Origin of the sequence: Actinocrispum sp. NPDC049592 (genome assembly GCF_040675465.1) — a bacterium.
Lineage (GTDB): Bacteria > Actinomycetota > Actinomycetes > Mycobacteriales > Pseudonocardiaceae > Kibdelosporangium.
The window spans coordinates 69,662-93,246 of the sequence record NZ_JBFAPA010000028.1; the positions used below are offsets into that span (position 1 = coordinate 69,662).

Sequence of the window (23,585 nt, forward strand, 5' to 3'; positions counted from 1 at the left end):
ATGGAGTTCGCCGTGCTGCTCGACGTCGTCCGGGCCGAGGCCCTCGCGGTGCTGGCCAAGATCCGGCCCGCCCTCCAGATCGACCCCACCCGACCGCTGCGCGACCTCGGCCTCGACTCCCTCGCCCTGGTCGAACTGCATGCCCGCCTCACCGCCGCGCTGGGCATCAGCCTGCCGGTCACCGCCGCCTTCGACCACCCCACCGTCATCGACCTCGCGGCCTACATCCTTGGTCTGTCCGAGGACCGTCCGGTGGAGGTATCCACTGTGGACTCGCCGGTTGCGGTCGTCGGCATGGCCTGCCGGTTGCCTGGCGGTGTCTCCTCGCCCTCGGACCTGTGGAATCTGCTGCTGGACGGGCGATCCGCGATCACGCCGTTCCCCTCGGACCGCGGCTGGGACGCGACCGGCTTCGGCGGGTTCCTCACGGATGCCGCGATGTTCGACGCCTCGTTCTTCGGGATCAGCCCGCGTGAGGCCCTCGCGATGGAGCCGCAGCAGCGGGTCCTGCTGGAGATCGCCTGGGAGGCCTTGGAAGACGCGGGTATCGACCCCACATCCTTGCGTGGCAGTCAAACAGGGGTGTTCGTAGGGGCGGGAGCCGCCTCGTACGCGGGCTCGCTCACCGGGACTTCGCTGAGCATCGCCTCTGGCCGCATCGCGTACTTCCTTGGGCTGCAAGGGCCCGCGCTCACCGTCGACACCGCTTGTTCTTCTTCGCTTGTGGCCCTGCATCTCGCGGCAGCGGCCGTGCGGCGCGGCGAGGCTTCGCTGGCGCTGGCCGGGGGAGCGGCCGTGCTGGGCAGCCCGTCGGTGTGGACCGAGTTCTCGCAGCTCGGCGGGCTCGCGCCGGACGGACAGGTCAAGGCGTTCTCTGCCGCCGCGGACGGCACGAGCCTCGCCGAAGGGGCCGGGTTGCTGGTCGTGGAACGGCTTTCCGACGCCGTTCGCCTCGGTCACCCGATTCTGGCCGTGCTGCGTGGTTCGGCGATGAACCAGGACGGCGCTTCCAACGGTCTCACCGCTCCGAACGGCGCCGCCCAACGCCAGCTGATCCAGACCGCGCTCGCCACCAGTGGTCTCACCGCCGCTGATGTCGATGTCGTCGAGGCACACGGCACCGGCACCGCGCTGGGCGATCCCGTTGAAGCGCAAACCATCCTCGCCACTTATGGCCAAGACCGCGAGACACCGTTGTGGCTCGGCTCGGTCAAGTCGAACATCGGTCACACCCAGGCCGCCGCCGGAGTCGCCGGCGTGATCAAGATGATCATGGCCCTCCGCCACGGAATCCTGCCCCGCTCCCTGCACATCGAGTCACCCTCACCCGCGGTCGGCGATGTCCGCCTGCTGACCTCGCCAGTGCCCTGGGAACGCTCGGAACGCCCCCGCCTCGCGGGTATCTCGGCCTTCGGCATCAGCGGCACCAACGCCCACGTGATCATCGAAGAGCCCCCAGTCCCGACGGCTGCTCCCGCCCCCTCGGGCCGCCTCCCGTACATCCTGTCCGCCAAGACCTCCGCCGCCCTGGACATGCTTCTGCGGCAACACTCGCCGGGGCCCGACGTGGGGTTCACGTTGGCGGTGGGACGGGCTCGGTTCGATGAGCGGGCCGTGATCATCGATGACGCCGTGATCCGGGGTTCGGTGACAGGCGGGCGGACGGCGTTCTTGTTCACAGCTGGGGCCGCTGTCGATCGGGCGCTGTACGCCGAGTATCCGTTGTATGCGGCGACTTTTGAAGCGGCGATGGGCGCGGGGGAGGCGTTCGCCGGCCAGGTCGCCATGGCCCGGCTACTCGAGTCGTGGGGAGTGCGGCCGGACTTCGTGGCTGGGGATCCGGTGTGTGAGTTCGCGGCGGCTTACGCGGCCGGAGTGTTGTCGTTGGAGGACGCGGCTTTGCTGACCGCGGCATCCGACGAGGACCGCGCGCGGTTGTCCCGCGTGGTCACGTACGCGCCGCCGCAGATCCCGCTCGTGCCCGGGCAACTGGAGTTCAGTGACGGCCTGCGGTGGCTCGCCGACCAGGGCGTGGACACGTTCCTGCGCCTCGGTTCCGGTGACGACGCTCCGAGCGAGACGATCCCGGCCACTCCCGACCTGCTCACGGCCGTTGCCCGGCTGTACGTGCGTGGGACTTCGGTGGACTGGGCGGCGTTCTTCCCGGGCGCCCGTCGGGTGTCGCTGCCGACGTACCCGTTCCAGCACACGAGGTTCTGGCTCGGTGCCGCTGCTGCCCAGCCGATGATGGTGCGACTGGCTGGAACGGATGGGGTCGTGTTGTCCGGCCGGGTGTCGCTGCGGCAGTTCCCGTGGCTGGCGGACCACGTCATCTCCGGCATGGTTCTGTTGCCTGGTGCGGCCTTTGTCGAGCTGGCCCTGCGAGCCGCCCGGGAGGCCGGGTTCCCGGCGCTGGCCGAGCTGACCATCGAGCATGCGCTGGTCCTCTCCGACACCGGCGAGACCGAGCTGCAGGTGGTCGTGAACGGCCGGGCCGTCGACATCTACGCGCGGACCGGCGACGAACCGTGGCTCAAGCACGCCCATGGCGAGCTGACGTCCGCGGAACCCGCCGTGAGCACAGGGGAGTGGCCGCCGCGAGGCGCCCAGCCCATTGACCTCACCGGGTTCTACGCCACCGTCTCGCAAGGCCCTGCCTTCCACGGCCTCCGCACGGCCTGGCGACGCGGCGCCGAAGTGTTCGCCGAGGTGTCCCTGCCCGCCGACGGCGACTTCGTGATCCACCCGGCGCTCCTGGACGCCGCCATGCACACCCTCGACCTGGTCGCGGGCGAGGACCTCGGCGTCCCGTTCGCGTGGGAACGAGTCGTCCTGCACTCGGTGGCCGGATCGACGGTCCGCGTACGGGCCAGCCGGGAGCAACTGTCCATTGAGGACCCTGAGGGCATGCCGGTGCTGTCGATGGGGCCGGTGCGATTGCGCCACAAGCGGCCGCTGACCCAGGATCTGCACGAGATCCGGTGGACACCGATCCCGGCCCCGGCGACCGCCCCGGACGGCAACGGCATGTACATCGTGCCGCGGCTGACCGGCGACATCCCCGCGATGACCAAGGCGCTCACCGCCGACGTGCTGGCGATGCTCCAAGCCTGGCTTGCCGACCCGCATCCGGCTGGTGCTCAGCTGGTGATCGTGACCCAGCGCGCGGTCTCGACGAACGGCGAGGACGTCGACCTCATGCACGCGCCCATCTCCGGGCTGGTCCGAGCGGCGCAGGCCGAGAACCCCGGCGAGTTCGTGCTCGTCGACGTCGACGAACTGACCGAGATCGTGGCCATTGCCGCCGCTGCCAACGAGCCGGAGCTAGCAGTCCGCAATGGACAGTTGCACAAGCCTGAACGTGTCCGGCTGGCGGCTCCCGCTGGCGACTCGCCCTGGCACGCGGACAGCCGCGTCCTGATCACCGGCGGGACCGGGGCGCTGGGTGCGCACGTCGCCCGGCACCTGGTCCACCGGCACGGCGTCGAACACCTCGTCCTGCTCAGCCGTCAAGGCCCGTCCGCCCCCGGTGCCGACTCCCTCATCGCCGAACTTGGGGTCGACGTCACGGTGGTCGCCTGCGATGTCGCCGATCGTGAGGCGGTGGCAGTCGTTCTGGCTGAGCACCCGGTGAACGCCGTCGTGCACGCGGCCGGTGTGTTGAGCGACGGTGTGATCAGCTCGTTGACGCCTGACGACCTCGACCTGGTCATGCGCTCCAAGATCGACGGCGTCATGAACCTGCACGAGCTGACCGGTGATCTCTCGGCGTTCATCCTGTTCTCCTCGATGGCGGCCACTGTGGACGGTGCCGGGCAAGGCAACTACGCGGCCGCCAACGCTTTCCTGGACGCCTTGGCCGTCCACCGCAAGGCACAAGGGTTCCCGGCGACTTCGCTGGCGTGGGGACCATGGTCCGACGGCATGAGCGCCACCACGTCGAACCGCATCGGCGTCGCCACCCTGAGCGCCCAGGAGAACCTGAAGCTGTTCGACCAGGCGATGACGAGCGATGCCGGAATGGTGATTCCGGCCCGGTTCGAGGCCATCCCGGCGCGGTCGCACAACGACCTGTCACCGCTCGAACTCATCTGCATCGAGACGGCGGCCGTTCTCGGCTACGAGGACGCCTCGCGGATCACTCCCACCAAGACGTTCCACGACCTCGGCGTGGACTCCCTCACCGCCCTGGAACTGAGGAACCGCCTCACCGCGGCCACCGGACAACGCCTGTTCGCGACCGTGACGTTCGACCACCCGACCCCGGCCGCGCTTGCCGAACACCTGGCCAACCACGTCGCCGAACCATTGCCGCTGCCCGGGATCGAGCCGGACGAGCCGATGGCGATCATCGGGATGGCCTGCCGGTTCCCGGGCGATGTCCAGTCTCCGGAGGACCTCTGGCAGATGGTGGCCGCGGGAGAGGACGTGATCTCGCGGTTCCCGGCCGACCGTGGCTGGGAGCTGTCGGGTGAAGGCGGCTTCCTCTATGACGCGGCCGAGTTCGACGCCGACTTCTTCGGGATCTCACCCCGCGAAGCCGAGTCGATGGACCCGCAGCAGCGCCTCCTGCTGGAAGTGTCGTGGGAGGCATTCGAACGCGCTGGGATCGACCCGGAGTCCATGCGCGGCAGCGACACCGGTGTGTTCGCGGGCGTGATGTACCACGACTACGGCGATGGCAACTCCGGAGGCATGGTGTCCGGTCGCGTCGCCTACACCTTCGGCCTGCGGGGACCAGCGGTCACTGTGGACACTGCATGCTCATCGTCCCTGGTGGCCATGCATTGGGCGATGCAGGCGTTGCGCAACGGTGAGTGCTCGCTCGCCTTGGCCGGTGGCGTGACGGTGATGTCCACTCCGGACACGTTCACCGACATGGACCGGCAAGGCGGGCTCGCGGCGGACGGCCGGTGCAAGTCGTTCGGCGCCGGTGCGGACGGCACGGGCTGGGCCGAGGGTGTCGGCATGGTCCTGCTGGAACGCCTGTCCGACGCCCAGCGCAACGGTCACAAGGTGTTGGCGATCGTCCGAGGCTCCGCAGTGAACTCCGACGGTGCCTCGAACGGGTTCACCGCTCCGAGCGGCCCGGCCCAGCAACGCGTGATCCACCAAGCCCTCACTGCGGCCGGGGTGAGTCCGGCCGATGTGGACGCCGTGGAAGGGCACGGCACCGGAACGACTCTCGGCGACCCCATCGAGGCGCAGGCCCTGATGGAGGCTTACGGCGACCGGCAGGAACCGCTGTGGCTCGGCTCGGTGAAGTCGAACATGGGCCACACCCAAGCGGCCGCCGGGATCGCTGGCGTGATCAAGATGGTTATGGCGATGCGGCACGGCGTTCTCCCGATGTCCCTGCACGCCGGCGAACCGTCCTCGCACGTTGACTGGACCACCGTCAAGGTGCTGACCGGCGCGGTCGACTGGCCGGACACCGGACGACCCCGCCGGGCAGGCGTTTCGTCCTTCGGAATCAGCGGCACCAACGCCCACGTGATCCTCGAACAGCCGTCCACCGAGGCGCACGACGAGTACGCACCGGATGCGACCGTGTTGCCGTGGGTGATCTCGGCGAAGACCCCGGCGGCCTTGGCTGAGCAGGCCTACCGGCTGCGCACCACAGTGGACACGCTGCGCGACGAGGACTTCGCTCGTGTCGGTCGAGCCCTTGGCTGCGCCCGTACGGCGTTCGGATACCGCGCGGTGATCGTCGGCGAGACCCGGGCCGAGTTCATCGCCGGCCTCGAAGAAGTCGCATCCACCGGTACCTTCGAACAGGCCAAGGAAAACAAAACGGCGTTCCTGTTCAGTGGGCAAGGTGTTCAGCAGCTGGGTATGGGACGCGAGCTGTACGGCACGTTCCCGGTGTTCGCTGAGGTCTTCGACGCGGTGGTGGCCGAGTTGGAGGAGCACGGTGACCTGCCGTTGCGCGAGATGATCTGGGGGACGAACCAGGACGCCCTGGACCAGACCATGCTCGCCCAACCGGCCTTGTTCGCAGTCGAAGTGGCAGTGGCGCGATTACTCGAGTTCTGGGGCGTCGAACCGGACTTCGTCGCGGGTCAGTCGGTGGGTGAGATCGCGGCGGCACACATCGCGGGCATCCTCTCGTTGCGCGACGCGGCCAAGCTGATCGCGGCCCGAGCCCGTCTGATGCAGGCGCTGCCCTCCGGCGGCGCGATGTTCGCGATCACCGCGACCGAAGCCGAAGTCACGCCACTGCTCACCGCTGACACCAGCATCGCGGCTATCAACGGCCCACGGTCCATTGTGGTCTCCGGCTCGACAGCCGCGGTCACCAAGATCGCTGACCGGTTCACCATGCAGGGTCGCAAAGTCACTCGGCTGCGAGTGTCGCACGCCTTCCACTCGCCCTTGATGGACCCGATGCTCGATGAGTTCCGCGAGATCGCCGCGACACTGACCTACCACGAGTCCAGAGTTCCGTTGGTGTCCAACGGGATGGTCATCGACCGCGTCGATGCCGAGTACTGGGTCCGGCACGCCCGCGAGACCGTCCGGTTCGCCGACACGTTGCGATTCCTCGCCGACCACACGTTCCTGGAGCTGAAGGCGCTCTCCACCGAGCGGGCCCTGGTCACCGGACTGGCCAAGGCGCACGCCCGGGGAACGAGAGTCACCTGGGCGAACTTCTTCGGCCCCGGCCGGTTGGCGGACCTGCCGACGTATGCGTTCCAGCACAAGCGGTACTGGATCGAGCCCCGGCGCCCGGCCGGGCTGGACCGGCTCGACCACCCGATCCTGACCACGGTGATGGTGTCACCGGAGGAAGGCGGGATCGTCCTTTCCGGACGCCTGTCGACCCAGCCTTGGCTGGTCGACCACACCGTGCTGGGCAACCAGATTCTGCCCGGGTCGGCGATGGTCGAGCTGGCGATCTGTGCGGGTGATCAAGTCGGCTGCGACCTCCTGGAAGAGCTGACCCTGGAAACGCCGCTGCCACTGGGCGATGGCCCGGTCGCGGTACAGGTTGTGGTGGGACCAGAGGAGTCCGGGTGCCGGTCGGTGCGGATCTTCTCGCGCCGCGACGAGCAGCCGTGGACCAGGCATGCGAGCGGGTTGCTGGCCGTGGGTGCGGCCGAGCTGATGGTCGACCTGTCCGAGTGGCCGCCGCACGGCGGCATTCCGGTCGAGGGCGGCTACGACGAGTTGCGGGACCTCGGTTTCGGCTACGGACCGGCGTTCCAAGGTCTGCGGGCGGCCTGGCTGCGCGGCGACGAGCTGTTCGCCGAGGTCGAGCTGCCCGCGCACGTGCCGTCGGCGGGCTACGGCCTGCACCCGGCCTTGCTGGACGCGGCGATGCACGCGGACCTGTTGGTGGACAACCAGGTCCTGCTGCCGTTCGCGTGGACTGGTGTGTCACTGCACGCGACCGGCGCGCGTGCGGTGCGGGTGTGGGTACGCCGGATCCGCGGCGCCGAGGAGTCCGAGATGATGATCGCCGACAACGAGGGCCGGCCGGTGCTGTCGGCCGCCTCCCTGATCTCCCGAGCGGTTTCGAGTGAACAACTGGGTGCCGCTCGGGGTGCCACCCACGATTCGCTGTTCCGCGTGGACTGGGTCCCGGTGCCGGGACCGCGCATCAACGACGACAGTGTTTTCCTTGGTGCGCCGATGCTCGAAGGCCTGCTGGCGCTCGATCCCGTGCCCGCGGTGGTGATCGCGCAGTGCCCGAACCTCACCGGTGACGTCCCCTACGCGGCCCGTGCGCTGGCCGGCGAGGTGCTGGAGCTGGTCCAGACCTGGCTCGAGCACGACCGGTTCGAAACGTCGAAACTGGTCGTGGTCACCGCGAACGCGATGACCGACGACCCGGACCCGGTGCAGGCGCCCATCTGGGGCCTGATCCGGGCGGCCCAAGCCGAGCAGCCGGGCCGGATCGGCCTGGTCGACTGGGACGGCATTGACGACACAGCGCTACTTGCCGCCGCGGCCTCGGACGAACCCGAACTCGCCGTCCACGGCGATGAGCTGATGGCCCCGCGCCTGGCCAAGCTGATGGTTCCGGCGGTCGAGCCGATGTGGGACCCGGACGGCACCGTCCTGATCACCGGCGGTACCAGCGGCCTCGGCGCGCTGATCGCCGAGCACCTGGTGACCGAGCACGGGATTCGACACCTGCTCCTGGCCAGCCGCAGCGGTGGTCAAGCACCCGAACTGGACGCGAATGTAACTGTCAAGATCTGTGACGTTACGGATCGTGACCAACTCGCTGAGCTGCTGGCCGAGATCCCGGCCGATCGCCCGCTGAAAGCGATCGTGCACGCGGCGGCCACAACGGACGGCGGCGTGGTCGGCGCGATGACTCCCGAACGCCTCGCCGATGTCATGCGGCCCAAAGTCGACGCGGCCTGGCACCTCCACCAGCTGACCCAGCACCTTGATCTGGACGCGTTCGTCCTGTTGTCCTCGGCCGGCAGCCTGGTCATCCCGGGTGGGCAGGCCAACTACGCGGCGGCCAACGGGTTCCTGAACGCCTTGGCCCAGCACCGCAAGGCGATGGGCCTGCCCGCGACCGCGATGGCGTTCGGCATGTGGACCGGCGAGTCGGAGCGGATGACCCGCCTGGGCATGCCGCCGCTGACCGCCGAGCAAGGCCTCGTCCTGTTCGACGCCGCCATGCTCGCCGACGAGGCACTGGTCGTGCCGCTGCGAATCGAGACGATGACAGAGATCCCGCCGTTGCTGCGTGGGCTGGTCCGGACCACACGGCGGGTCGCCGAGCACGATCTGGCCCGCCGGTTGATCGGCAAGACCGGCGGCGAACGCGACCGGATCCTCCTCGACGTCGTGATCGGCCACGTCGCCGCGGTCCTGGGCCACGAGCCGGCCGCGATCAAGCCGGACAAGGCGTTCCAGGATCTCGGGGTCGACTCACTGGCCGCGATCGAGCTGCGCAACGCGCTGAACGCCACGACCGGGCTCAACCTCCCGGTGACGCTGGTGTTCGACCAGCAGACCGCCCGGGAAGTGGCGCGGCTGCTGAAGACCGAGCTTACCGGCGGCTCTCCCGTGGCCGCCGGTATCCAGCCAGTGCCCGCCGTGGCCGATGAGCCGATCGCGATCATCGGGATGAGCTGCCGGTTCCCCGGTGGCGTCCGGTCGCCGGAGGATCTGTGGGAACTGGTGTCCGAGGGCTGGGACGTGATCTCCGGGTTCCCCGCCGACCGGGGCTGGACCATGACCGGGCAGGGCGGTTTCCTGACCGACGCGGCCGAGTTCGACCCGGCCTTCTTCGGGATCTCAGCACGCGAGGCCACCGCGATGGACCCGCAACAGCGGCTCCTGCTGGAGACCGCGTGGGAGGCGTTCGAACGCGCCGGGATCGACCCGAAGTCCTTGCGTGGCAGCCAGACCGGCGTCTACGCGGGCGTGATGTACCACGAGTACGGCCAGGGCATGCAGATCCCCGACGAGGTCTCCGCGTTCGTGGGCAACGGCAACGCGGGCAGCATCGCGTCCGGCCGAGTGGCCTACACCTTTGGTCTGGAAGGACCAGCGGTCACTGTGGACACCGCGTGCTCGTCCTCCCTGGTCGCGTTGCACATGGCCTGCCAGGCACTGCGGTCCGGCGAGATCACCATGGCGCTGGCCGGTGGCGTCACCGTGATGCCGACCCCGGATGTGTTCGCCGAGTTCGGACAGCAAGGCGCGTTGGCCTCGGACGGACGCTGCAAGGCGTTCTCGGACGCGGCGGACGGCACCGGCTGGTCGGAGGGCGTCGGCCTGCTCCTCGTCGAACGACTCTCCGAGGCCGAACGTAACGGCCACAACGTGCTGGCGGTCATCCGTGGTTCGGCGATCAACCAGGACGGCGCCTCCAACGGCCTCACCGCTCCCAATGGTTCGGCACAGCAGCGGGTGATCCTCAAGGCGCTCGCCGCGGCCGGCCTACGACCGTCCGATGTGGACATGGTCGAGGGTCACGGCACCGGCACCGCGCTGGGTGACCCCATCGAAGCGCGGGCGATCATCCAGACCTACGGCCAGAACCGCAACGAGCCGGTCTGGCTGGGCTCGATCAAGTCCAACATCGGCCACGCCCAAGCGGCCGCGGGCATCAGCGGTGTGATCAAGACCGTGATGGCCATCCGCAACGGTCGGATGCCGATGACCCTGCACGTCGACGAACCCTCCCACCAGGTCGACTGGACCACAGGCGCCGTACGGCTGCTGACCTCGGGCCGCGACTGGCCGAAGTCCGGTCTCCGCCGGGCCGGGGTGTCCTCGTTCGGGCTCAGCGGCACCAACGCACACCTGATCATCGAGCAGGCGCCGATAGGGGCCACTGTGGACAGTGTTCCGGCCAGGTGTGTACTGCCGGTGGTCATTTCCGCGACCGACGAGAAAGCCCTGGCGCACCAGGCGGAACGACTGCGGTCGCACCTGCTGGACCACCCGGACCTGAGCATGCTCGACCTGTCCTACTCGCTGGCCACCGGCCGGGCCGGTCTGGACCACCGCGCGGTCATCCCCGCCCGCGATCGGGACGTCGTGCTGCGCGGGCTGACCGCGGTGATCGAGGGCCGGTCGGCCGGTGTGATCACCGGGAACGCGGATGACGACGGGCTGACCGCGTTCCTGTTCACCGGGCAGGGCGCCCAGCGGATGGGCATGGGCCACGAGCTGTACACGACGTTCCCCGCGTTCACCGAAGCGTTCGACGAGATCGCCGCCGAGGTGGACGAGTACCTGGACCTGCCGCTGACCGACGTGATCTGGGGCGAGTCGGAGAACATGGTCGGCCAGACGATGTACGCGCAGGCCGGGTTGTTCGCCGTCGAGGTCGCGCTGTACCGGCTGATCGAGTCGTGGGGCATCCGCCCGGACTTCCTGGCCGGTCACTCGATCGGCGAGCTGGCAGCGGCACACGTGGCCGGTGTCTGGTCCCTTTCGGACGCCGCGAAACTCGTGACCGCACGAGGAAAGCTGATGCAGACGCTGCCTTCGGGCGGGGCGATGGTCGCCATCCAGGCCACCGAGGACGAGGTCCTGCCGATGCTCTCGCCACGGGTGGCAATCGCCGCGGTGAACGGACCGTCCAATGTGGTCATCTCGGGTGACGAGGAGGCGGTGGTGGACATCGCGCGCCACTTCGCCGACCAGGACCGCCGGGCGACCCGTCTCCGCGTGTCGCACGCGTTCCACTCGCCACTGATGGAGCCGATGCTCGCCCAGTTCCGGGATGTGGCTGAAAGCATTGCCTACCATGAGCCGCGGATCCCGATTGTGTCCAATGCGACCGGACGGATCGCGGTGGACCTCACCTCGCCCGAGTACTGGATCGGCCATGTCCGCTCGACCGTCCGGTTCGCCGACGGCATTCGGTGCCTCTCGGCGGCCGGTGTCACGCGGTTCATCGAGCTCGGTCCGGAGGCCATCCTGTCCGGCCTGGTGCTGGACTCGTTGGGGGCCGGTGCGATGGTGGTCCCGGCGATCCGCCGCGGCCGCGAGGAGACCGCGACCCTGGTGAACGCCTTGGCCCGCCTGCAGGTGGCCGGGGCGAACCCGGACTGGCAGTCGTTCTTCGCCGGGTTCGGCGCTCGCCGGATCGACCTGCCCACGTATGCCTTCCAGCGGCAACGGTTCTGGCTCGACGCACCGGCGATCCCGGCCGCCGTCAGCGATGCGGCCGACCTTGGCCAGGTCGCGGCCCGGCACCCGTTGCTGAGCGCGGTCGTGCCGATGGCCGGCTCGGGCGCGCCGATGCTGACCGGACGGTTGTCTGTGGACAGTCAGCCCTGGTTGGCGGATCACATGATTCTCGGCAAGATCACGTTGCCGGGCTCGGCCTACGTGGAGATGGCGTTGCGGGCCGGGCAGGAGGTCGGCTGCGATGTGCTGGACGAGCTGATCCAGCAGGTGCCGATGGAGATCCCCGCCGAGGGCAGCATCGCGGTCCAGGTCGTGCTGGGCCGGGAGGATGACGGCCGCTACTCGGTGTCCATCCACTCGCGTCCCGAGGGTGAATGGGAGTGCAACGCCCGCGGCATCCTCTCATCGATCCCGGCCGAACCCACCATGACCCTGCGGGCCTGGCCGCCGGCCGGAGCGAAGAGCATCGACATTTCCGCGCTGTACGCGGACCTTGCCTCGCTTGGTTACGGCTACGGCCGGATGTTCCGTTGCGTGCGGGCAGCCTGGCGCCGCGGAGACGACGTCTTCGCCGATGTCCGTCTCCCACAAGGCGAAGACGCCACCGCCTACGGCCTGCACCCGGCACTCTTGGACGCCGCGTTGCATGCCGAACGGATCCTCGACGAGGGACACCCGGCGGCTGACCGGACCGCGCTGCCGTTTGTCTGGTCCGGAGTGTCCCTGCACGCAGCGGGTGCCTCGACGTTGCGGGTCCGGCTGACCAAGCCTGGCCCGGACATGGTCGCACTGTCCCTTGCGGACCCGACCGGTCAGCCGGTGGCCACGATCGAGTCGCTGAGCTTGCGCGCGGTGTCCGGCCGCAAGGCGCACCAGGACTCGCTCTACAAGGTCGCCTGGAGCGCCATCGAGGTATCCGGCCGCACCGACGCCCGAGTACTGCGCGTGAAGTCCGATGAGGACGATGTGCCCGCGGCCATCCGCGAGCTGTCCGAGCGCGTGCTGAAAGCGATCCGCGGATGGCTGGCCCAGGACACCCGCACACCGCTGGCGATCGTGACCAGGCTTGCGATGGTGGTCGGCGACCAGGACCAGGTCGACCTGCGGCAGGCTCCGGTGTGGGGCCTGGTCCGGGCGGCACAGGCCGAGCACCCGGGACTGTTCATCCTCGCGGACATCGACGACACCGAAGCCTCCCGCGGAATGCTGGCCGCCGCGCTCGCGTCCGGTGAGCCGGAACTGGCCATCCGCAACGGTATTGTCTCGGTGCCGCGCCTGGTGAAAGCGGTGGTCGGCGACGGCGAGGCGCCGTGGAGTCCAGATGGGACGGTGCTCATCACCGGCGGGACCGGTCTGCTCGGCTCGTTGACCGCGTTGCACCTCGTGGCCGAGCACGATATCCGGCACCTGGTCCTGACCAGCCGCCACGGGATCGACGCACCTGGCGCCGCCGAGTTGCGAGACAGCCTGGCCGCGATGGGGGCGGACGTCCGGATCGCCGCTGTGGACGTGTCCGACCGGAGCGCGATCGCCGAGCTGCTGGCCGAGATACCGGCGGCGCACCCGCTGACGGGGATCGTGCACGCGGCCGGGCTGATGGACAACGCCCTCGTCGAAGCGATGACGCCCGAGCAGATCGACCATGTGCTGGCGGCCAAAGCCGACGCCGCCTGGCATCTGCACGAGCTGACCGAACACCTTCCCCTGTCGGCGTTCGTCATGTACTCGTCGATCGGCGGCATGGTCATGGCCGCCGGACAGGCGAACTACGCTGCCGCGAACGTTTTCCTCGATGCGCTCGCCCACCACCGCCGGGCGGCCGGCCTGCCCGCGACCTCGCTGGCGTGGGGACCGTGGGAGAGCATCGCCGGTCAGCTGGACGTGCGCCGGATGGACCGGGCCGGGCTGCCGATTCTGTCCTTCGAGGACGGTCTGGCCCTGTTCGACCGGGCGACCGGCACGGACGATTCCGTTCTGGTGCCCGCGAACGTGAGCCTGCCGACGCTCCGGGCCCGGCCGGACGAGATCCCGGCCCTGCTGCGCGGCCTCGCCCGCCCGGCCGGAAAACCGGCCGTGCGGGGGGATCTGATGAAACTGGCCGAGCCGGAGCGCAGCCGGTTCATGCTCGACCTGGTGTGCGGGCACGTGTCAGCGGTCCTCGGCCAGGTCGATCCCGAACGTGGCTTCACCGACCTCGGCATGGACTCGCTGGCGGCGATCGAGTTGCGCAATCGCTTGCAGACCGCCACGGGGCTGAGACTTCCGGCGACCGTGATGTTCGACCATCCCAACGCGACCGACCTGGCCCTGTTCCTGCTCACCGAAGTGGTGCCCCAGCAGGACCCGGACATCGCCATCCACGAGAAGCTGGCCACCATCTCACTGGACCGGATGCGCGAGACCGGGATCCTGGAAATGGTCCTGGAGATGGCCGACCTGTCCGCCGAGTCCGAAGTGGACCGAATGGCCGCCATCGAGACCATGGCGGTGGACGAACTGGTGCGCGCGGTGCTTGAGACGGACGAGGAGGAGGGAGACCGGTGAGCGACGTTCCCGCCGACCGCCTCGTCGCGGCCCTCCGCAAGTCCATGCGGGACAACGAACGCCTGCGCGGCCAGACCACGCGGCTGCTCGCCGAGCCGATCGCGATCGTGGCGATGAGCTGCCGCTTTCCCGGCGGCGTGAGCTCACCGGAGGACCTCTGGCAGCTCGTTGCGGATGGCAGGGACGCCATCACGCCGTTCCCGGCCGACCGCGGCTGGGACCCGGACCTGCACGACCCGAGGCCCGGCCGGCCCGGCCGCACCTACGCCCGCGCGGGCGGGTTCCTGCACGACGCGGCGATGTTCGACGCGGAGTTCTTCGGGATCTCGCCGAAGGAGGCGGCCCTGATGGACCCGCAGCAGCGGCTCCTGCTGGAAACCTCCTGGGAGGCGGTCGAACGCGCGGGCATCAACCCGGTGTCGTTGCGGGGCAGCGACACCGGCGTGTTCGCCGGGCTGATGTACCACGACTACGCGGGCGGGAGCGCGGGCAGCATTGTGTCCGGCCGAGTCGCCTATGCCCTTGGGCTCCAAGGGCCGACGCTGACCGTCGACACCGCGTGTTCGTCCTCTTTGGTCGCTCTGCACCTGGCCTGCCAGGCGCTGCGCCGCGGTGAGTGCTCGATGGCCCTGGCCGCCGGAGTGGCCGTGATGGCGACTCCGCAGATGCTGATCGACTTCGGTGAGCAGCGCGGGCTTTCGCCGGACGGCCGGTGCAAGTCGTTCTCCGCCACTGCCGACGGCACCGGCTGGGCCGAGGGTGTGGGGGTGCTGCTCATCGAACGGCTTTCGGACGCCCAGTTCCGCGGGCACCCGGTAGTGGCGGTGATCCGCGGCTCGGCCATCAACCAGGACGGCGCGTCCAGCGGGTTGATGACGCCGAACGGCACAGCCCAGCAACAAGTCATCCGGACTGCCCTGGAGAACGCCAAGCTGTCCGCCGCGGACATCGATGTCATCGAAGCCCACGGCACCGGCACACCGCTCGGCGACCCGATCGAAGCCCACGCCCTGCGGGAAACCTACGGCCGCGGCCGGAAACGCCCGCTCTGGCTGGGCTCGGTGAAGTCCAACATCGGCCACACCCAGGCGGCCGCGGGGATGGCCGGGATCATCAAGATGGTCCAGGCCATCCAGCACGGCATCCTGCCCAAGACCCTGCACGCGGACTCACCCAGTTCCAAGATGGACTGGTCCAGCCTGCGGCTGCTGACCGAGGCCATGCCCTGGGACCGGACGTGCCGCCGGGCCGGGGTGTCCTCCTTTGGGCTGAGCGGCACCAACGCGCACGTGATCATCGAACAGGCGCCCGTCGTCCCCCTTGAGTCCAGAGGGCTGGCCGTGCCAGTCGTGCCTTTGGTGGTGTGCGGGAAAACCGCGGACGCTGTCCGGGCTCAGGCCACGCGACTGTTGTCCTATCTGGACACCGAGCCGACCGACCTTGGTTACTCACTGGCGTCCGGCCGCGCCCGGTTCGCGCACCGGGCCGTGGTGCTCGGATCGGCGGTAGAGGATCTGGAACACGGACTGGCCGAACTCGGACGAGCCGAACGAGCCCCAGGGCTGATCGTGGGGACCGGCCGCATCCACGGTCTGACAGCGTTTCTGTTCGGCGGCCAGGCCCGTGTGGGAATCGGCCAGGAACTGTACGACGGCTATCCGGCTTTCGCCCAGGCCTACGACGAGGTCATGCGTTACCCCGACGTGAGCGAGTTGTTCGCGGTCGAGGTGGCGCTGTTCCGGCTGCTGGAATCGTGGGGCATCAAACCCGACTATGTGGCCGGGCACGGGGATGGCGAAGTGGCTGCCGCCCATGCCGCCGGTGTCCTGTCCCTTGAGGACGCTTGTGCGCTGGCCGCCGATCGGGAGATCGCGGCCACGTTGAACTTCGCGGCGCCGAGCATCCCGGTCGTGTCCACTGTGACCGGTGCGGCCGCGGACATCGACGACCCGGACTACTGGACCAGACCTGCCGATCGCCTGACGGACGCCATCGAGTACCTGGCCTCGTTGGGAGTCTCCCGGTTCCTCGAACTCGGCCAGACCGGCGATCTGACCGAGCTGGCCCAGCAGTCGGTCGAGTACGCCGTGCACGCCTGCGGGTTGCGCGGAAGCGAGTCCGAGCCGATGACGTTGCTGACCGCGGTCAGCCGGTTGTTCGTCGCCGGAATGGACGTCACCTGGGCTGCGTACTTCGCCGGAACCGCGGCGCGGCGGGTCGACCTGCCGACGTATCCGTTCCAGCGGAAGCGGTACTGGACGCTCCCTCCTACCACCGCGGTCATCGGCCCTGAGCACACGCCGATCGACCACCCGATTCTCACGACGGCGACGCCCGTGGGCGATTCGTCTGTGGTGCTCAGCGGCGAGATCTCCCCGGACAGGCAGCCGTGGCTCACCGATCACGAAGTGGCCGGACAGGTTGTCGTGCCTGGTAGTGCCGTCGTGGAGATGGTGCTCTACGCGGGAATGCACGTTGGTTGCCCGGCTATCGATGAGCTCACCTTGCGGGCGCCGATGACCGGCGGCCCGGTTCAGGTGGTCGTCGACGCCCCGCATCTGGACCGGCGGGCGGTCCGGGTGTTCGCCAAGTCCGGTGGCGACTGGACCCTGCACGCTGAGGGCACGCTTTCATCCAGCGCCGCCACAGGGAATGACCTGCGGGAATGGCCACCGGACGCCGCACTCACCGACATCGCCGACGTTTATCCGGCGCTGGCAGCGAAAGGCCTCACGTACGGCCCGATGCTCCAGGGCCTGCGATCGGCTTGGCGGCGCGGGGACGAGTTGTTCGCCGAGGTCGAGCTGCCGGACCGGATGGACGCCGAACGGCACTGCATCCACCCGGTGCTGCTTGATACCGCCATGCACGTGTCCATGGTGGACGCCGAGGATCCGGCCGTGCCTTTCGTGTGGAAGGGCGTGTCCCTGCACGCCAAGGGATCAGCGGTGGCGAGAGTCCGCATTGGTCCGAACGGCCTAACCCTGGCCGACGCCATCGGTCGCCCAGTCCTGTCCGTCGACTCCCTGATCACCCGGGCACTCCCGGCGGACCAGACCACTGCGGGTCCGTTGTTCCAGACGGTCTGGCGACCGGTCCCGGCCGGGGACGCGGAACCCGTCGACGCCGTCTTCGAATGCTCCCTCGAAGGTGACGTTCTCGCGGGTGCGCGGCTGGTGACCGAACAGGTGTTGCACGAACTGCAGGACTGGCTCCGGGAAGACCGGCAGTCACGGCTGGTGATCGTCACGAAGGATGATCTCCGGCATGCTCCCGTGCGGGGACTCGTCCGTTCGGCCCAAGCCGAGAACCCCGGCCAGTTCGTGGTGGTGGACACCGACGGCAGCGGGGCACTGGCCGGGGCGATGGCGACCGGCGAACCGGAACTGAGGATCCGCGCCGGGAAGGTGTTGGCTCCCAGGCTGGAGCGGGTCGACGGCGGAGAAACGACGGTCTGGAGCGCCGACGACACGGTGTTGATCACCGGCGGGACGACCGGCGTGGGGCTCGCGATCGCTCGTCACCTCGTGGCCGAACACGGAATTCGCAAGCTGATCCTGACCGGCCGTACGTCCCGCGAAGTCGATGTTCCGGGTGCCGTGATCGTCGCCTGCGATGTGTCCGACCGCGAGGCGGTCGCCGATCTGCTGGCGACCCACGCGGTCACCGCGATCATCCACGCGGCCGGGGTGATCGACGACGGCACCGTCGCTTCGCTGACCCCGGACCGGATCGGCACCACGTTCGCACCGAAGGTCGACGGCGCCTGGCATCTGCACGAGCTGGCCGGCGAGGTGTCGAAGTTCGTGCTGATCTCGTCGGTGGCCGGGGTGCTCGGTTCGGCCGGGCAGGGCAACTACGCGGCAGCCAACGCGTTCCTCGATGCCTTGGCCACAAAGCGCCGCGCCGACGGGCTTCCGGCCATCTCGCTGGCGTTCGGCCGCTGGGACATCGGCATGGGCTCTGGAGGTTTCTCCGTCGAGCAGGGTGTTCGGCTGTTCGACGCGGCGATGACGATCGACGCGAGCACGATCGTCCCAGCGCGACTCGGCGAGGTCCGGACTCCGATCCGTCAGGTACGCAACGCGGACCTCACCGACGACGACATTCTCGATGTGGTCAGGGAAACGGTTGCCGGGGTGCTTGGCTACTCCGACGCCGCCGCGGTCGACCCGGACAAATCGTTCGAACAGCTAGGTTTCGACTCGCTGGCGACGATCGAGTTGCGCAACCGGCTCAGCGCGGCCACGGGCCTGCGGCTCTCGGCCACGCTGCCGTACGACTATCCGACGGTCGGTGACCTCGCCGACTACATCGCCGGGGCCTGCGACGGGCAGCAGGCGCGCAAGTCCGCCGGGCCGGGCGACGATCCGATCGCGATCGTGGCGATGAGCTGCCGTTACCCCGGCGGCATCGGCTCCTCGCAAGATCTGTGGCGGATGGTCGCCGAAGGCCGGGACGTGATGTCCACCCTGCCCACCGACCGGGGCTGGCCGGAAGACCTGTACACGTCGGGCAGGACCGCCACCAACATCGGTGGATTCCTCGACGGCGCAGGCGATTTCGACGCGGACTTCTTCGGGATCAGCCCTCGCGAAGCCACCGAGATGGATCCCCAGCAACGGCTGCTGCTGGAGATTTCCTGGGAGGCTGTGGAACGCGCGGGGATCGACCCGGGTTCGTTGCGGGGCAGCTCGACCGGGGTGTTCGCGGGCGTGATGTACCACGACTATGGCGGCGGAACGGCCGGCAGCGTGGTCTCCGGCCGCATCTCTCACACGCTCGGCCTCGAAGGTCCGGCGGTCACAGTGGACACCGCGTGTTCGTCCTCTTTGGTCGCCCTCCACCTGGCCGCGCAGGCGTTGCGAGGCGGCGAGTGTGACCTCGCTCTGGCCGGTGGCGTCACCGTGATGGCGACCCCGGACAACCTCGTGTACTTCAGCGGACAGCGCGGCTTGGCGCCCGACGGCAGGTGCAAGTCCTTCGCCGGCGCGGCGAACGGCACCGGCTGGGCCGAGGGCGCCGGAGTTGTTCTGCTGGAACGTCTCTCGGACGCACGCCGCAACGGCCATCCCGTGCTCGCGATCGTCCGGGGTTCGGCGATGAACCAGGACGGCGCCTCGAACGGACTGACCGCGCCGAATGGCCCGGCTCAGCAACGAGTGATCCGCCAGGCACTGGCGTCGGCGCGACTGTCCCCATCGGACATCGACGTCGTGGAGGCCCACGGCACTGGGACCACGCTGGGCGATCCAGTCGAGGCGTTGGCACTGCTGGCCACCTATGGTCAGGGCCGCGCCGAACCGCTCTGGCTGGGCTCGATCAAGTCGAACATGGGCCACACCCAAGCCGCGGCCGGGATCGCGGGCGTGATCAAGATGGTGGAGTCGATGCGGCACGGCACAATGCCGCCGACCCTGCACGTCGACCGCCCCAGCCCGCACGTCGACTGGACCACCGGCAACGTCCGGTTGCTGACCCAGGCCCGGCCCTGGGACCGGCCGGTCCGACGGGCCGGGATCTCGTCGTTCGGCCTGAGCGGCACCAATGCGCACGTGATCATCGAGCATGTCCCGGCGGAGCAACCGCTTGCGAGCCCTGCCGTTCCGATGATGCCGTGGATCCTGTCCGGCCGGACTCCCGCCGCTCTGTCCGACCAAGCGCGGCGGCTGAAGTCCTATGTGGAGGACAACCCCGGCCTTGATCCCGCCGACATCGGGTTCTCACTGCTCAGCACGCGGACCGCGTTCGACCACCGAGCCGCAGTGGTCGGCAGCGACCGGTCCAAGCTGCTACGTGGGCTGGGTCTGCTGGTCAGAGGTGAAACCGGTCATGCGGTCGTCCGAGGCAAGAACCATGCTGGCAGAACGGCGTTTCTGTTCACCGGTCAAGGCGCCCAGCGGCTCGGCATGGGGCAACAGCTCCACGAGACGTACCCTGCCTACGCGCACGCCTTCGACGCGGTCGTGTTCGAACTGGACAAAGGCCTCGACCTGCCGCTGAAGGGTGTGATCTGGGGCGGCGACGAAGACCTGGCCGGTCAGACCGAGTTCGTCCAGGCCGGGATGTTCGCCGTCGAGGTCGCCTTGTTCCGGCTGCTGGAGTCATGGGGCATCCGGCCGGACTACCTCCTGGGCCATTCGATCGGCGAGATCGCCGCAGCACACGTCGCCGGAGTCCTGTCTCTCGTGGACGCTTGCACGCTCATCACCGCCCGGGGACGGCTGATGCAGAGCCTGCCGGTGGGCGCGATGGTCGCGGTCCAGGCCACCGAGGCCGAGGTCGTGCCGCTGGTCACGGACAAGGTGAGCATCGCGGCGGTGAACGGGCCCAACTCGCTCGTACTGTCCGGTGTGGAGGATGTGGTCGTCGAGATCGCGGCCCGGTTCGCCGCGCAGGGCCGCAAGACCGAGCGGCTCCGGGTGTCGCATGCGTTCCACTCACCGCTGATGGACCCGATGCTGGACGAGTTCCGCGCGATCGCGGCCCGGTTGACCTATCGCGCGGCGGAGATCCCGGTGGTGTCCACTGTGACCGGTGGCCTGGCCGAATGCCGGTCGTCGGGGTACTGGGTCGAGCACGTCCGCCGACCGGTCCGGTTCGCCGACGGGATCCGCTTCCTGGAAGCCCGCGGCGTGACCAGGTTCGTCGAGCTGGGGCCGGACGCGGTGCTCACCTGGCTGGCCGAGCGGTCGCTCGAGTCCGAGGCCGTGCTGGTGGCGTTGCAGCGGGAGAACCGGCCCGAGGCCATCGGGCTGGTGACCGCCATCGGGCAGTTGTACGCGGCCGGCATGCCAGTGGACTGGAGCGCGTTCTTCACCGGTGCCAACCGGGTCGACCTGCCCACCTACGCGTTCCAGCACCAGCGGTACTGGATGCTCGCCAAGGACCCGGCGCCCAGTGGTCTCGACCATCCGTTCCTGACCACCGAGGTCCCGTCCCCGGACTCGGCCGCTGTCACGTTCACCGGCCGGCTCTCGATCGACGCCCAGCCCTGGCTCGCCGACCACGAGATCAACGGCGAGGTCCTGGTTCCCGGGTCGACGTTCGTGGAAATGGTGCTGTGGGCAGGGGAGCGAACCGGCAGCCCAGGAATCGACCAGCTGACCATGCATACGCCGCTCGTCCTCACCGATGACCGTCCGGTGCAGGTGGTCCTGGGCGAACCGGTAGCCGGGAAGCGGTCCGTGCGGGTGTTCTCGCTTTGGGACGAAGAGTGGATCCTGCACTGCGAAGGCACGTGCGGGTTTGCCGAACCGCCTCGTGAAGCACTGGAGGTGCCGCCCGAGGGTGCGGTCGAGCTGGACGTTTCGGACGCCTACGAGTTGCTGTACGACAAGGGGTTCGCGTACGGTCCGGCGTTCCAAGGGCTTCGGGCGGCCTGGCAGCTCGGCGATGACCTCTTCGCCGAGGTCGCTGTGCCCGAGCGTGGCTTCGCGATCCATCCGGCCCTGATCGACGCCGCCATGCACGCCGGTTTGCTGGCCGGGGATGCTGAGGTGCCGTTCGAGTGGCACGGCGTCTCCTTGCATGCCAAGGACGTGACCGCCGTCCTGGTCCGGATGTCGGGTCCGGCGATCGAGTTGTTCTCGGCAGGGCAACCCGTTCTCACGGTTCGCAGCCTGGCCACGCGGCCGATCAAGCCGGGCGTGCCGCCGCCGGTGGACTCGGTGTACCAGGTCGGCTGGCTGCCGATCGATCCTGGCGGCCCTGCCGGACCCGCCGAGTTCTTCGACATCCCGTCGGTCCACGACAGCCTCCCTAACAGTGTTAGAGAGGTCCTGGCTCGGACGCATTCGGTGATCAAGGAACACTTGGCCGACGGCTCGGGAAAGCTCGTGATCGTCACCAAGAACGCGATGTCCACTGACGATGAGGAAGGCGCGGACGTCCGGCAGGCCCCGGTGTGGGGGCTGGTGCGAGCGGCCGAGGTGGAGAACCCCGGCCGGTTCGTCCTGGTCGACGTGGACCGGACCACTGAGTCCCAGGCCGTCCTGGCGGACGCTGTCGCGACGGGCGAACCGGAGCTGGCGATCCGCGAGGGCGAGATCCTGGTTCCCCGGCTGACAAAGCTGCCGGTCGAGGGCGAGCGGACCTGGCAGGGTACGGTTCTTATCACCGGCGGGACGGGTGCGCTGGGTTCGGCGATCGCCCGGCATCTCGTGACGGCTCATGGCGTCCGGTCCCTGGTCCTGGCCAGCCGTCGGGGGATCGACGCGCCAGGGGCGTCCGGACTGCGGAACGAGCTGGCCAAGCTCGGTGCTGTGGTGCGGTTGGCGGACTGCGATGTGTCCAGAAAGGACGAACTCGAAAGTCTCTTCGCGGACCACATGATCTCGGCCGTGGTTCACCTCGCCGGGGTCGCCGGCAACGCGATGATCGAATCGCTGACCCTGGAGCAGATCGACGCCGTGCTGTCGGCGAAGGCCGATGCCGCTTGGCATCTGCATGAGCTGACCCGCGATCTGGACCTGGACGCGTTCGTGATGATCTCCTCCTCGTCGGCGGTACTTCCCGCCGCCGGGCAGGCGAACTACGCGGCAGCGAACATGTTCCTGGACGCCCTTGCCGCCCAACGACGAGCCCAAGGCCTGCCGGCGACTTCGTTGGCCTACGGGATGTGGGACATCGCCGCTGGGATGTCCGCATCCCTGACCGTGGCCGATCGCGAGCGGATGCGTAAGTCGGGCCTGGATCCGTTGCCGGTGCCGGAAGCGTTGGCGATGTTCGACGCGGCCGGTGAGGCGTCCGTCGTCCCGGTCCGGATCGACCGCGCCGAACTCCGCAAGCGCGACCAGGTTCCGGCGGTGCTCCGGGGAATGGCTCAGGTTCCCCGGATGGCCACCGGCAAACTGCGTGAGCGGATCGCCGGAATGCCTGCGGACCAACGGGACCGCGTCGTGCTGGACATCGTCCGGGCTCATGTGGCATCGGTCCTTGGTCATCCGTCCGGATCGGCCATCGATCCCGAGCGGGCGTTCACCCAGCTCGGGTTCGACTCGGCCGCGTCGGTGGAACTGCGCAACCAGCTGACCACCGCGACCGGGCTGCGGTTGCCGGCGACCCTGACGTTCGATCATCCCACCGCGAAGGCGGTGACCGACCTGATCGTGGCCGGTTTCACCGAACCGGAGCAGACGCTGTTGTCCGAATTGGACAAGCTTGAGTCGGTGCTCGAAGCGGCCGCGGTGAGCCAGGACGAACATGCGGAAGTGGTGCGGCGGCTACGTTCCATGGCGGCCAAGTGGGTCGAGCCGCAGGACGCTGTGATCACCCGCGAGGACATCGAGTCCGCCACGGCCGAACAGATCTTCGAGATCCTCGACCAGGACCACTAAGGACCAGCACTGAGGATTTCCCTTGCCGGGCATGAGGAATTCACGTCGTCCGATAAGGGTACCGGTCGCGCGCTGAGGGGTTGGCGG

At 68.9% G+C, this 23,585-nt stretch carries 2 protein-coding genes; both read left to right on the plus strand.

Annotation, left to right across the window (positions count from 1 at the left end):
- Positions 1–14,160: a type I polyketide synthase gene (locus tag AB0J95_RS48120; RefSeq protein ID WP_364773165.1), complete on the plus strand. Its 14,160-nt coding sequence runs from the start codon at positions 1–3 to the stop codon at positions 14,158–14,160.
- Positions 14,157–23,498 (plus strand): type I polyketide synthase, encoded by a 9,342-nt coding sequence (locus AB0J95_RS48125; RefSeq protein WP_364773167.1) that lies wholly within the window; start codon positions 14,157–14,159, stop codon positions 23,496–23,498. The genes AB0J95_RS48120 and AB0J95_RS48125 overlap by 4 nt, the downstream gene beginning before the upstream one ends.
- Positions 23,499–23,585: the final 87 nt, after the last annotated feature.